Here is a 12,935-nt window from a genome sequence, read left to right on the forward strand (position 1 = left end):
TTGTGTTTTGAAGCGCAAAATTACGGAATTATTCATGTTTTTTTGTTAATGAAAATGAAAGTTTTTAACCAAATACAACTGTTATTAACACTTTGACTATTTTTGTTATATGAAGGTTTTGAAGCGTATTTTTGATTTTTATATCAATAGCAGTATTCATGTGGCTTTATCAGTGTTTTCGTTAGCGTGGATTACACTTTTAGAGTTTGAATTGCCTTATGATAAAAATGTCCTTTTTTTCATCTTCTTTGCTTCAATTACAGGATATAATTTTGTGAAGTTTTTTGGCTTAGCAAAGTTTCACCATAGAAGTTTGGCAACGTGGTTGAAATATATTCAATTATTCTCGTTGGTTTGTTTTTTATTGATGTGTTATTATGTCTTGCGGCTGGAGCAAACAACATTAGTCTATATTTCTGTTTTTGGAGTTGTTACATTTTTATATGCAATCCCATTTTTACCCAAAAAGATTTTTCTTGATGAGAAACAAAACTTAAGAAGTTTAAGTGGTCTTAAGGTGTATGTGATAGCTTTAGTTTGGTGTGGTGTTACTGTGTTTTTGCCGCTTGCGAATGCAGATTTTTTAATGAATTGGGATGTGAGTATTACAGCAATTCAGCGTTTTGTATTTGTCCTCGTGTTGATGTTACCATTTGAAATAAGAGATTTACAGTATGATAGTGTAAAGCTAGCAACAATTCCGCAGCAAATAGGAGTTAAAAAAACTAAATTGATAGGTGTGTTGTTACTTATGGTGTTCTTCTTTTTGGACTATTTAAAAGATGATATGCAGTTAATGAATCTACTAGTTTTATTGGCAATTACTGCAATTACTTTGCTAAGTGTTGTGTTGGCTAAAAAAGAACAATCAAAATATTACAGTGCCTTTTTTGTAGAAGGCATTCCTGTTTTGTGGTTGCTATTAGTTTTGGTTTTTCAACTGCTGACTTAATTGATCTTTGAGTGCTTGACGTTCTTCTTTTTTTAAGCATTCCACATCCGAAAACTTTATGGTTTTTGTAAGCGATTTATTTCGTTTTGTATAAGCTCTTGTTACTCTACACCATGATAAGCGTATTGTAAGCTTTATTCTTTCCCAAAAAGTAGCATCTCCATATTGTGATTTATCACAAATTTGTTTTGCTTCTTCGCACGATATAAACAGTACACTTTTTTTCATTTGTTGTTATTATAACCAATTTTCTTCTAAACATTCAGCCATAGCATTTCTGGCTCTATGGATAATTACCCAAAGGTTAGACGCAGTAATGTTTAATTCATTACAAATAGTTTCAGTATCTAATCCTTCTATGGTTTTCATTTTAAAAACATTAGCTTGTTTTTCAGGAAGTTTACCTAAACAGTTGTAAATAGCATCGCCTAACTCCTCGTTTTCAAGTTTGTCTTCCGCTGTTTTATCAAATGGATCCGAAACACGTTCTTCAAGCCAATCGCCTTCAGCTTCATCGGAGTTGTAAGACATACGCACTTCAGCTTGTCCTTTTTTAGAGTTTATCTTGCGGTAATGGTCAATGATTTTTCGCTTTAAAATAGCAATAAGCCATGTGCGTTCGTTGGCATCGCCTTTAAAGTTTTTCATTGATTTTAATGCGGCAAAAAAAGTGTCTTGAACCAAATCCTTAGCCATTTCACGGTCGTTTACACGCGATATGGTATAGTTAAAAAGATAATCGGAATAGTTGTCAATCCAATTATCAGGATTTAGTGTATGGTTAGGCATGTTTCTTTTTCAAGTATTTAGTCAAAAATAGCTAAAAATTTTATTTCTATCCCTTATTCATGTAATATGTTAGTAAGAAGGTAAGGCAAAAATATAGCCACATAAATGAAAACAAGATGTGAATTGTGGTTTCGAATTTTTTTCCCTTCCACAATTTTGAGGAATAGACAAAGAATTGAAACAATAGTCTGATACTCCAAAATATTCCTAACCCTAATGTAATTTTTTTACCTAAAGTAGTTTCTGTTAACTCTAATGCTGAGGTAGTGCATAATAATCCTATTAAACCAACAGTGAGTGCTATAAAAAATGTGTGTGTTTGCATCATTTGGTTATTAATTAAACTCAAATGTTTTAGCTCTTTATCCCAATTAAAATACTTTGGAAAAACAACGTGAATGCAAGCTAATACAAGCATGAGGTAACCGACAATTTTTAGATGAATTATCATAATATATTTATTAAGATTGGTAGTTGAATACTGACATAAACTGTGTGAACTTTGTTTCATTGAATGTTTCAAAACCAGCAGTTTTAAAAGCTTCTTCCCAATGATTTTTTGAAAAGAAATGTGTGAACCCAATAGAAAATGCCAAAAAGTTTGGAAAATCCCGTAAGTGTTCTACCATAATAACTTTTCCGTTAGGTTTGCAAACTCTGTGACACTCTTTTAGCAATTGAACTTTCCCATCAAAAGAACGAATTTCATGAGCTGCTGAAAGTAGAAAAACATAATCAACCGAATCGGTTTTAAGCGGCATGTGATTGGTTTTTATTTGTAACGTGTTAGGGTAGGTTAGGCTTACTTTTCTAGCTCTAACAATTGCTGGCTCTGTATGTTGTTCAGCATTATAAAAATCGAATACTTGAAGTTTTGATTTAGGGAGATTTTTTTTCAGAATATAACTGGTTTCATCAAAACCTGCATTGATATTTAACACTAGTTTTTCTTCTGAATCTTTAAGTTGTAAAGGCTTTAGCCAATCAAAATTATAGTAACCTGAAAAATCATATACGTAAGCCGAAACTATCAGTGGCATCAATAATCCATATAAAAACACACCTATGATTACCCATAATAGTGATTGTGACCATTGAAAGTATAATTGGCTTGATATTATAATTAATAGTGTTGTAATTCCAACAACATAAAAATGCCTGTTAAAGCTTAAAATGTTAAGGACGCCTTGAAATTTTCTTCGTTTTGTTTCCATAATTCTTTTCTTCCTTTTTTCCAGTAATATGGTATTTGTTCAATGATAAATGCGTTTGCTAGTTTGTGGTTTTTTAATTTTAGAGTATTGATAAATTCGAAGTTATGATCATTGACTTTGAGTGGTTTTGGCTTCCAGTTTTGTCTTACACCTTCAATGATTAAGACTTCTTTTTTGTCTTCGTTATAAGTGAATGTAAAGGGTAGTGGTCCAGCAAATCGTCGCGCTTCTTTCCAGTTTAAAAATGGTGAATATTTAGGTAAACTAACCGCTTCATTATCTTTACTATAACTGATTTTAAAATTTGATTTTTTAGAGTTGATTTCAATTTTGCTATTGTCACTTGTTCTTGTAATATCAGTAGTTGTATAGTTGTAATGGGTGAATATGTTGCCCATAAAAGTCATTTTTTTCTTATCGGTTTCTGATTTTATAATGTACAATCCACGTAAGCGTTTTCCTTGGTTTGTAGTGTAGCGAACAAAAATGCGGTAACCTATTAAGAAGAAATCATTGCCTAAAAACTTTGGAAATCCTTTAGGTCGTAAATTTTTGGTTTGCACCATAGCGACAGCTACAAAAGCCCATCTATCTTGCAATGTATCTAACTGTAAACAATCAGGAATTAATGGCTCCAACTGTTCTTTAGGTACAGCAAATGTCAATACAACCGAGCTTTCAAAAAAGGCTTCTACACCAAAAGGGTGATTTTTAAGATTTGATAAGTTCATGATGTGTTTTATTAAAGTGAAATTGATTGTAGTAAATAATAATGATTAAGATACAGGCAAAAAAAGCATTGAGTTTTCCCCAAAGTAATAGTTCTGGAGTGATGACGAATTCTAAAATGTTCATACTTGCAATGATTACAATTTGTACAACAGCATTCAATTTTGAGTATTTATTGGATAGAATCCAAAATGCCATAGCAATTTCTAAACATCCTATCGTTAAAATTAGAGGTCTAGAATAGTCTCCACTCAAAATGTTTGCAACAATTTGTTCATGTCTAGGTACTAGGTTTAAAACCTTACAAAACAGTCCGTTTATAAACCAGATACCTGCTAAAGCTATATTTATAATTTTGTACATTTTAATATTTTAAAACTTTCAGTAATCTTTGAAAGTATGTTTTAAATTTTTTTATTTAAAGAGTTTAAGTAACGACTTTGTTAACCAATTTTGTTGTTGGTTTACCACTTTGTTTATCATAGTGTCCATTGTGTCGGTTAGTTCATGTAATGCTTTGGTTTGTTTTATAAGTTCTTTAGTTTTTTCAGTACCATCATCTTTTATAGATGATACATCTTTTAGTATCTTAACGACTGGTTTAATTTCACGTCTGCTACGTTCTTTAGCGACAATTCGTGCTAACTCTTGTACGTCTTTTTCGGTAGTGAAATATTCTTTACGCTCACCAGGAATAATTTCTTTGGTTACAATTCCCCAATCCATTAATTGTCTTAAATTCATACTAGTGTTGCCTCTAGAAATCTTAAGTTCGTCCATGATGTCTTCCATAGACAAGGGTTTTGTGGAAATAAAAAGCAATGCTTGAATTTGAGCCATAGCTTTATTTATTCCCCAGAGCGAACCCAAACTTCCCCAAGTGCTAATAAATTTTTCTTTTGCTTCTTGATATTCCATAGAGCAAATATATAAAATATTTTAAACTTTCAAAAATTATTGAAAGTTAATTTATTTGCAAATGAATATGATCATCATGTCTTACGGCTTGACAACCATGAAATCGGATTTTTGAATAATTCTGCAACTGCAATTGTTGCTTCAAATATGGCTCAATGAAGATTTTTTGAGTATTGGAGTTGTTGACCAACTCTAACACTAGAGCTCTAGTGTTTTTTTCATCTAGAGTTAATTCATTTAATTTTCCAAAGGATAAGTATTTTGGAAAGTCGTATTGCCAATAGCCTTCATATTTGCATTTTTCTGATGTTTGATTTGTTGAATTGACATAAACTCCATATCCCGAAATAGAAGGTTTTTTATTGGTAGGCATTCCTTCATTATCTAAATATTGAAATGAAATATCAATTTTTTTACCGTCATTATGGCTTAAATGTGGTAGCAACGGAAATCCATTTAAAAAAGGAAAGTTAGCATCTAGATAAGTAATTGAAATGTTGCTGGGTTTTAAATCTGCAGCTGAAGTTATTAACAGATTACTTAATTCAGGAGTTGCATAATTTCTAAAAAGTAAAGGGTATGCTATATTTCTTGGTTTAAGTTCTGAACTGAAAATAGGTAACTTTTCACGACCAAATATTTTAGCAATTGGCGGAACAACTAAAAGGTTAAAGACTAAATATAAAAGTGGAAATGTATAGCGCTTTTTAGTTTTTATCTTTTTTGAAACAAAAACAGATAAGAGCCATACAATTCCACCAACTTGTGTAATTACAGTTAGAAATAGAATAACGCAGATATGTCCTAAAAGCTTTAAAAACTTCATAAAACAACAACGTTATTTAATCATAATTATTTCTCAATTAAACCAGCACGTTTTAGTAGTGCTTCTGGTTGAGGTTCTTTTCCACGGAAACGTTTGTAAAGCGTCATTGGATCTTCAGTTCCGCCTTGTGAAAGTACATTGTCTTTAAATTTCTGTGCAACATTTTTACTAAAAATGCCTTCTTCTTTAAAAAACTCAAAAGCATCAGCATCTAATACTTCAGCCCATTTGTAACTGTAATAACCAGATGAATATCCACCTTGGAAAATGTGAGAGAATGAGGTGCTCATACAATTTTCAGCAACATCAGGATAAAGTTTAGTATTCTCAAATGCTTTTTGTTCGTGTGCTTTTACAGAAGTTATTGTTTCTGGAGCTTCATTAGCATGCCAACTCATATCCAGTAACCCAAAACTTAACTGACGTAAAGTTTGCATACCTTCATGAAATGTAGCTGAAGCTTTTATTTTTTCAATTAAATCCATTGGGATCACTTCTCCAGTTTCATAATGTGTTGCAAACAGCTCTAAAGCTTCTTTCTCGTAACACCAGTTTTCTAATACCTGACTTGGTAATTCTACAAAGTCCCAAAACACACTTGTGCCAGATATACTTGGGTAGGTAGTGTTGGCTAACATACCATGTAAAGCGTGACCAAACTCGTGAAAAAGTGTGGTGACTTCATTAAAGGTTAGAAGTGAAGGTTTGGTTTTTGTAGGTTTGGTAAAGTTGCAAACTATAGAAATGTGTGGTCTACTATTTTCGCCATTTTTCACATACTGTGGTTTGTAAACAGTCATCCACGCACCATTACGTTTTCCTGCTCTTGGGAAAAAGTCAGCGTAAAAAATCGAAATGTAATTACCGTCGCTATCAGTTACTTTGTAAGTAAGCACATCGTCGTGGTATTTATCAATCGTGTTGATTTCTTCAAACTGTAAACCGTATAATTTTTCGGCAATGGTAAACACACCATTAATAACGTTTTCAAGCTTGAAATATGGTTTTAGCTTTTCGTCATCTAAATCGAATAGCTTTTGTTTTAATTTTTCAGAATAATAACCACCATCCCATTTTTGTAATTGCTCAATACCATCTAGTTTTTTGGCAAAATCGCTTAATGTTTTAAATTCACGTTCGGCAGCTGGTTTAGCCTTTTCTAATAAATCGTTTAAAAAAGTGTTTACAGTTTCAGGATTTTTTGCCATACGCTCTTCTAAAACAAAATGCGCATGCGTTTTGTATCCTAATAAGTTAGCACGTTGATGGCGTAGTTTGGCAATTTTTAAAACAATGTCTTGATTGTCTAATGCATCATTGTTAAACCCTTTTGCTCCAAAAGCTAAAGCTAGTTTTTTACGCAGCTCACGATTTTTAGCATAGGTCATAAACGGTATGTAGCTTGGATACTGTAAGGTAATCATCCAACCGTCTTTACCTTTTTGTTCGGCAGTTTGTTTAGCTTCTTCTTTAGCGCTTTCTGGTAAACCGTCTAAATCAGCTTCATTAGTAATATGAAGTTCGTATTTGTTGGTTTCGGCCAATACGTTTTCGCCAAATTTTAGTTTTAGTTTACTTAATTCTTTATCAATGTCACGAAGCTGTTGCTTTTTATCTTCAGGTAAATTAGCTCCATTTCTAGAAAACCCTTTATATTTTTTATTAAGAAGTGTTAACTGTTCGGTTGTTAAATCTAAACTGTCTTTAGCATCGTAAACGGCTTTAACACGTTTAAATAACGTTTCGTTTAAAGTGATATCATTACTGAATTCAGATAATAAAGGTGAAACTTCTTGAGCAATCTTTTGAATTTCGTCGTTGGTTTCAGCAGAATTTAAATTGAAGAATATACTTGATATTCTATCTAACTGTTCACCTGAAAAATCTAAAGCTTCAATAGTATTTTGAAATGTTGGTGCTTCCGTATTGTTGGTTATGGCATCAATTTCTGCTTTTGCATCTTCAATGCCTTTTTTAATTGCTGGAAGAAAATCCTCGTTCTTTATTTTTGAAAACGGAGCAGTATGAAATTGAGTGTCAAAGGGTTTGTTTAAAATATTCATTTTAAGTGCTATTAATTGTTAAAGTCAGTGTGATATTTTTCCTACTAAGAAATTGAAATACTGAATATTAACTTTTTTTTTAGGTTTTTATTTAAAATATAATTTTATCTTTGCGGCAGATTTTTCATAAGAGTTTTAAAGAGAGCTCTTTAAAGAAATAATTGATTAATAGCGTTAAAAACCTCGGCTTTCTGTCGAGGTTTTTTTGTTATAAATCTTTAGCAGATTCTATTACCTTGGCTTTCAGACCTTCTTTGTAAACCATTATTTTATCTAAAACACATTGGTCGGAGCTACCAATAATTTGAGCAGCTAAAATTCCTGCATTTTTTGCACCATTTAAAGCCACAGTTGCAACAGGAACACCACCAGGCATTTGAAGAATAGATAAAACAGAATCCCAACCATCAATAGAGTTGCTGCTTTTTACAGGAACACCAATAACAGGTAGTGGAGATAAAGAAGCTACCATACCAGGTAAGTGTGCTGCACCACCAGCTCCAGCAATAATTACTGAGATGCCTCTTGTATGTGCGTTTTTACCGTAATCGAACAGTTTTTCAGGTGTACGATGAGCCGAAACAATATCAACTTCTATATCTATATCAAATCCTTTTAGTATATCAATAGCGTCTTGCATAACAGGCAAATCGCTTTTACTTCCCATAATGATTCCTACTTTGCTCATAGTTTATTTGCTTATAACTTTAATGGTTTTCTTTACTTGTTCAGCTACACGTCTTGCTTCGTTTATATCTTCATTTACAATGGTTACGTGTCCCATTTTTCTAAACGGACGTGTTTGTTTTTTTCCGTATATATGAGGTGTAACACCTTCTAGTTTCATTATTTCAGCAATGTTTTCATAAACAACACCTCCTGTATGACCTTCGGCTCCTACCAAATTTACCATAATTCCACCAACTTTACTATCTGTTTGTCCTAATGGTAAATTAAGAATAGCACGTAAGTGTTGTTCAAACTGTGAGGTATAACTCGCTTCAATAGTTTGATGCCCCGAATTGTGAGGTCTTGGTGCTACTTCGTTAACCAAAATCTCGTCGTTTTTAGTCTGAAACATTTCAACCGCTAAAAGCCCAACATGGTTAAATGCTTTTGAAACATTTAAAGCCACTTCACGAGCTTTTTGCGCAACAGTGTCATCAATTCGTGCAGGACAAATAACATATTCGACTTGGTTGGCTTCAGGATGAAATTCCATTTCAACTACTGGATACGTTTTGATATCACCATCAACATTTCTAGCCACAATAACTGCGAGTTCATTTTTAAACGGAATCATGTCTTCTGCAATACACTCAACATTTGGCAAACCTTCTAAATCCTTTATAGTTCTTACAACTTTTACACCATTACCATCATAACCAAACTGTGCGCTTTTCCATACAAAAGGGAGTTGTAAGCCTCCATTGTGAATAGCTTCTTTAATTTCAGAAGTGTAAGCGAATCGAGTAAAATCGGCTGTAGGGATGTTATGGTCTTTATAAAACAGTTTTTGTGTTGCTTTATTTTGAATGGTTCTCAAAGTTTTTGAAGAAGGATATACTTTTACGCCTTCTTTTTCTAGAGCTTCAAGTGCATTTGTGTTTACGTTTTCAATCTCAAAGGTTAAAACGTCAACCTGTTTTCCAAAATTGTAAACCGCATCAAAATCCATTAAATCACCAAGTTGAAACTCGTTGCATGCAATTTTACAAGGTGCTTCGTTGCTAGCATCCAGTACTTTAGTGTGGATGTCAAATTTTCTGGTATTGTAAAGCATCATTTTACCAAGTTGTCCACCACCAAGAATACCTAGCTTAAATTCTGAAGAGAAAAAATTCATTGTGTTGATTTTCCACAAAAGTACAAATCAAAACCCTCTGAAAAAACTAAAATCTTAACAATCTAAACGAGAATTCGCAAAACGTTAATCAAATGATTATCTTTGCATTTCTAAAATTAAAAACAAGTGATAAAGCTTCACGATTTACATTTTAAACCGTTTATTTCTGAAGACGAAATTCAAGCGACTGTACAACACATGGTTACTGCCATTGCAGACGATTTGCAAGATGAAGTGCCAGTGTTTGTTGGGATCTTAAATGGGTCGTTTATGTTTGTAAGCGATTTTGTAAAGAAATACCCAAAACCTTGTGAAGTTACTTTTATAAAACTAGCGTCTTATGAAGGTTTAAAATCTACTGACGATATTCAGCGTCTAGTAGGTTTAACACAAGATTTAACAGGTAGAACAGTTGTAATTTTAGAAGACATTATCGACTCTGGTAAAACACTGGCTGAAGTTCATAGAATTTTCAAAAACGAAAATGTAAAAGAACTTAAAATAGCGACCTTGTTTTATAAACCAGAAGCCTATAAGAAAGATTTTAAACTACATTATGTTGGTATGGAAATTCCTAATAAATTCATAGTTGGTTACGGACTTGACTATGATGGATTAGGTAGAGATTTGCCAGCGATATATCAATTAAAAACCACACAACACATGACTAATTTTGTCCTATTTGGACCTCCAGGAGCAGGAAAAGGCACACAAGCCGAATTTTTAAAAGAAAAATACAGTTTAGTACACATTTCTACAGGTGATGTGTTTAGATTCAATATTAAAAATGAAACTGCTCTTGGCATGTTAGCAAAATCATACATGGACAAAGGAGAATTGGTTCCTGACCAAGTAACTATTGATATGCTTAATGCTGAAGTAGAAAAAAATGCTGATGCTAAAGGGTTTATTTTTGATGGTTTTCCGCGTACCAATGCACAGGCTGAAGCATTAGATAAATTAATGGATCAAAAGGACTCTCAAATTAATGCTATGATTGCTCTTGAAGTTGATGATGAAGTTTTAGTACAACGTTTATTAGAGCGTGGTAAAACTAGTGGTAGAGCTGATGATGCTGATGAAAACATTATTAGAAACCGAATTAAAGAATACTACAAAAAAACAGCTATACTTAAAGATTACTATTCTGCACAAGACAAATATTATGGTGTAGATGGTGTTGGTAGTATTGAAGATATTACTGAGCGATTAAGTGCTGTTATAGATTCGTTATAATTTTATTTGGGTTTAAAAATTTATAACTTTTAAACTTTCAACTTTTAAACTCATACAATGACTGAAGGTAATTTTGTCGATTACGTAAAACTACATGTTGCTTCCGGAAATGGAGGTAAAGGTTCTGCGCATTTACATCGTGAAAAATATATAGAAAAAGGAGGTCCAGATGGAGGTGATGGTGGACGAGGAGGTCACGTTATTATTCGTGGTAATGCTAACCTATGGACTTTGTATACCTATAAATTTAAAAGGCATTTTAGAGCTGAACATGGTGAGCATGGAGGTAAGAGTAGAAGCACAGGAGCCGATGGAGCAGATGTGTACATGGATGTGCCACTAGGAACTGTAATTAGAGACAAAGAAACTAACGAAATCCTTTTTGAAATTACCGAAAATGGCGAGGAAAAAATCATTGCCAAAGGTGGAATGGGAGGACGTGGAAACTGGCATTTTAAAAGTTCTACTAATCAAACACCACGATATGCGCAATCTGGAATTCCAGGAGAAGATCGTGACATTATTCTTGAGCTTAAAATTTTAGCTGATGTTGGTTTAGTGGGTTTCCCTAATGCTGGAAAATCTACACTACTTTCAGTGGTTACAGCTGCTAAACCTAAAATTGCCGATTACGAGTTTACAACCTTAAAACCTAACCTAGGTATTGTAGAGTATAGAGATCATCAATCATTTGTAATTGCTGACATTCCTGGAATTATCGAAGGTGCTGCAGAAGGAAAAGGACTTGGACATTATTTCCTTCGTCATATTGAGCGTAACTCAGTATTGTTGTTTTTAATTCCTGCGGATGCTGATGATATTAAAAAACAGTATGATATTTTACTGGATGAATTAAAGCGCTACAATCCTGAAATTTTAGATAAAGAACGTTTTATAGCTATCTCTAAAAGTGATATGCTGGATGACGAGTTAAAAGCAGAGCTTAAAGAAGAATTAGATAACGAACTCCCAGTAGACTATATGTTTATGTCTTCAGTAGCGCAACAAGGTCTTCAAGAGCTTAAAGATAAACTTTGGCAAATGCTTAACGCAAAACCTGCTGATGAGTAATTAATTTCGTAACTTTAAATAAAAAAGTTATGAGATATTTATCATTAATAGTTGTACTGTTTTTGGTGTCTTGCGCTCCAATTAGAGTGAATTACGACTACGAAACTGCAATCGACTTTACAACTTATAAAACCTATAATTATTACGCAAATATCCAATCAGGGTTAAGCGAACTGGATACTAACCGTTTAATGAACGCTTTAGACGAAGAGCTTCAAAGCAAAGGACTTACTTTGTCTGAAACACCAGACTTCTTTATAGATATTAAAAGCGATGAGTTTCAAGAAGCAAACCGAAGTTCGGTTGGTGTTGGTCTAGGTGGAGGAGGACGTAATGTAGGAGGAGGCGTTTCTATTGGAATTCCTGTTGGACAATCAAATCTCAATCGTCAAATTATTATCGATTTTGTTGATGAAAACGGTGTTGGTTTGTTTTGGCAAGCTGTAAGTGAAGACAGTTTTAATCCAAATGCAAAACCAGATAAACGCGAAGCTAAGTTTAAAGCTATTGTGGTAAAGATTTTAGAAAATTATCCACCAAAAAAATAATATATATATGTTACAAAATAAAGTTGCACTCATTACAGGAGGCACAAAAGGTATTGGCTATGGCATTGCTAAATGTTTAATGGATCAAGGTGTTCATGTTGCCATAACCAGCAGAAGTAGTGCAAGGTCACATGAAATTGCAGGTAAATTAAACGCGTCAAGTAAAGCAGGCGCAAAAGCTATTGGACTCAAAGCCGATGTTACTGATTTTAAAAGTCAACAAGACGCTGTAAAAGATGTGGTCTCTCAGTTTGGACAGTTAGATGTTGTGATTGCTAATGCAGGTGTTGGTCATTTTGCAAGTATTGAAGATATTACGTTACAGCAATGGCAAGATACTATTGATACTAACCTTACAGGAGCATTTTATACCATTAAAGCAAGTGTTGATGCTTTAAAAAATAGTCAAGGCTACTATATTTCTATTTCAAGTCTAGCAGGAACCAATTTCTTTGCTAATGGTTCTGCTTATAATGCCAGTAAATTTGGTGTTACAGGTTTTACACAAGCGGTTATGTTAGATTTGCGTAAGTATGGTATTAAAGTAAGTACTATTATGCCAGGATCAGTATCTACACATTTTAATGGTAATGAACCTGATGCTTCTGATGCTTGGAAGATTCAAAGTGAAGATATTGGAGAATTGGTTGTTGATTTATTAAAAATGAATCCAAGAACCTTACCTAGTAAAATAGAGGTTAGGCCAACAACGCCACCAAGTAAATAATAAAAAAGGCTTCAAA

At 33.2% G+C, this 12,935-nt stretch carries 15 protein-coding genes; 5 read left to right on the top strand and 10 right to left on the bottom strand.

Annotated elements, in window-relative coordinates; genetic code table 11:
* Window positions 1–109: 109 nt before the first annotated feature.
* Entirely contained in the window at window positions 110–952 is an 843-nt protein-coding gene (locus tag A8975_RS07265) for a hypothetical protein (protein WP_134199450.1), read from the top strand.
* On the opposite strand, the gene A8975_RS07270 is transcribed toward A8975_RS07265, so the two are convergent.
* The 10 genes from A8975_RS07270 to A8975_RS07320 all read right to left on the bottom strand — a co-directional run bounded on the left by A8975_RS07270 (window position 923) and on the right by A8975_RS07320 (window position 9,337).
* Window positions 923–1,180: a hypothetical protein gene (locus A8975_RS07270; protein ID WP_129761471.1), complete on the bottom strand. Its 258-nt coding sequence runs from the start codon at window positions 1,178–1,180 to the stop codon at window positions 923–925. The two genes, A8975_RS07265 and A8975_RS07270, sit on opposite strands and share 30 nt — an antisense overlap.
* Before the next feature lie 9 nt (window positions 1,181–1,189).
* Entirely contained in the window at window positions 1,190–1,741 is a 552-nt protein-coding gene (locus A8975_RS07275) for a sigma-70 family RNA polymerase sigma factor (protein ID WP_131508085.1), read from the bottom strand.
* 461 nt (window positions 1,742–2,202) lie between these two features.
* Window positions 2,203–2,955, bottom strand: coding sequence for a class I SAM-dependent methyltransferase (locus A8975_RS07285; RefSeq protein ID WP_134199455.1), 753 nt, complete (start codon window positions 2,953–2,955; stop codon window positions 2,203–2,205).
* A complete protein-coding gene (locus tag A8975_RS07290; RefSeq protein ID WP_134199457.1) occupies window positions 2,910–3,686 on the bottom strand; it encodes a DUF2071 domain-containing protein in 777 nt (258 codons plus the stop codon). The genes A8975_RS07285 and A8975_RS07290 overlap by 46 nt, the downstream gene beginning before the upstream one ends.
* On the bottom strand, window positions 3,667–4,047 hold the full coding sequence (locus A8975_RS07295; protein ID WP_134199459.1) for a DoxX-like family protein: 381 nt from the start codon (window positions 4,045–4,047) through the stop codon (window positions 3,667–3,669). Before A8975_RS07295 ends, A8975_RS07290 begins: the two co-directional genes overlap by 20 nt.
* 51 nt (window positions 4,048–4,098) lie before the next feature.
* Window positions 4,099–4,602 (bottom strand): GbsR/MarR family transcriptional regulator, encoded by a 504-nt coding sequence (locus A8975_RS07300; RefSeq protein WP_134199461.1) that lies wholly within the window; start codon window positions 4,600–4,602, stop codon window positions 4,099–4,101.
* Window positions 4,603–4,648: 46 nt separating this feature from the next.
* Entirely contained in the window at window positions 4,649–5,428 is a 780-nt protein-coding gene (locus tag A8975_RS07305) for a hypothetical protein (RefSeq protein ID WP_134199463.1), read from the bottom strand.
* Between the two features lie 26 nt (window positions 5,429–5,454).
* Window positions 5,455–7,491 carry a M3 family metallopeptidase gene (locus A8975_RS07310; protein ID WP_134199465.1) on the bottom strand — a complete coding sequence of 679 codons (2,037 nt, stop codon included), beginning with the start codon at window positions 7,489–7,491 and terminating at the stop codon, window positions 5,455–5,457.
* 208 nt (window positions 7,492–7,699) lie between these two features.
* The gene (gene purE / locus A8975_RS07315; RefSeq protein WP_129761468.1) at window positions 7,700–8,179 is read right to left on the bottom strand and encodes a 5-(carboxyamino)imidazole ribonucleotide mutase; all 480 of its coding nucleotides are present in this window, start codon (window positions 8,177–8,179) and stop codon (window positions 7,700–7,702) included.
* Window positions 8,180–8,182: 3 nt separating this feature from the next.
* Window positions 8,183–9,337, bottom strand: coding sequence for a 5-(carboxyamino)imidazole ribonucleotide synthase (locus tag A8975_RS07320; RefSeq protein ID WP_134199468.1), 1,155 nt, complete (start codon window positions 9,335–9,337; stop codon window positions 8,183–8,185).
* 126 nt (window positions 9,338–9,463) lie between these two features.
* Between A8975_RS07320 and A8975_RS07325 the strand changes: the two genes are divergently transcribed.
* The 4 genes from A8975_RS07325 to A8975_RS07340 are packed head-to-tail and all read left to right on the top strand — an operon-like array spanning window position 9,464 to window position 12,919.
* Complete coding sequence (locus A8975_RS07325; RefSeq protein WP_134199470.1) at window positions 9,464–10,573, top strand: adenylate kinase; 1,110 nt, start codon at window positions 9,464–9,466, stop codon at window positions 10,571–10,573.
* A 57-nt stretch (window positions 10,574–10,630) separates the two neighbouring features.
* A complete protein-coding gene (obgE, locus tag A8975_RS07330; RefSeq protein WP_134199472.1) occupies window positions 10,631–11,644 on the top strand; it encodes a GTPase ObgE in 1,014 nt (337 codons plus the stop codon).
* 29 nt (window positions 11,645–11,673) lie between these two features.
* Window positions 11,674–12,192 (top strand): DUF4136 domain-containing protein, encoded by a 519-nt coding sequence (locus tag A8975_RS07335; RefSeq protein WP_134199474.1) that lies wholly within the window; start codon window positions 11,674–11,676, stop codon window positions 12,190–12,192.
* A 7-nt stretch (window positions 12,193–12,199) separates the two neighbouring features.
* Window positions 12,200–12,919, top strand: a complete 720-nt coding sequence (locus A8975_RS07340; protein ID WP_134199476.1) for an SDR family oxidoreductase — start codon at window positions 12,200–12,202, stop codon at window positions 12,917–12,919.
* Window positions 12,920–12,935: the final 16 nt, after the last annotated feature.

Origin of the sequence: Meridianimaribacter flavus (genome assembly GCF_004366715.1) — a bacterium.
Lineage (GTDB): Bacteria > Bacteroidota > Bacteroidia > Flavobacteriales > Flavobacteriaceae > Gaetbulibacter_B > Gaetbulibacter_B jejuensis.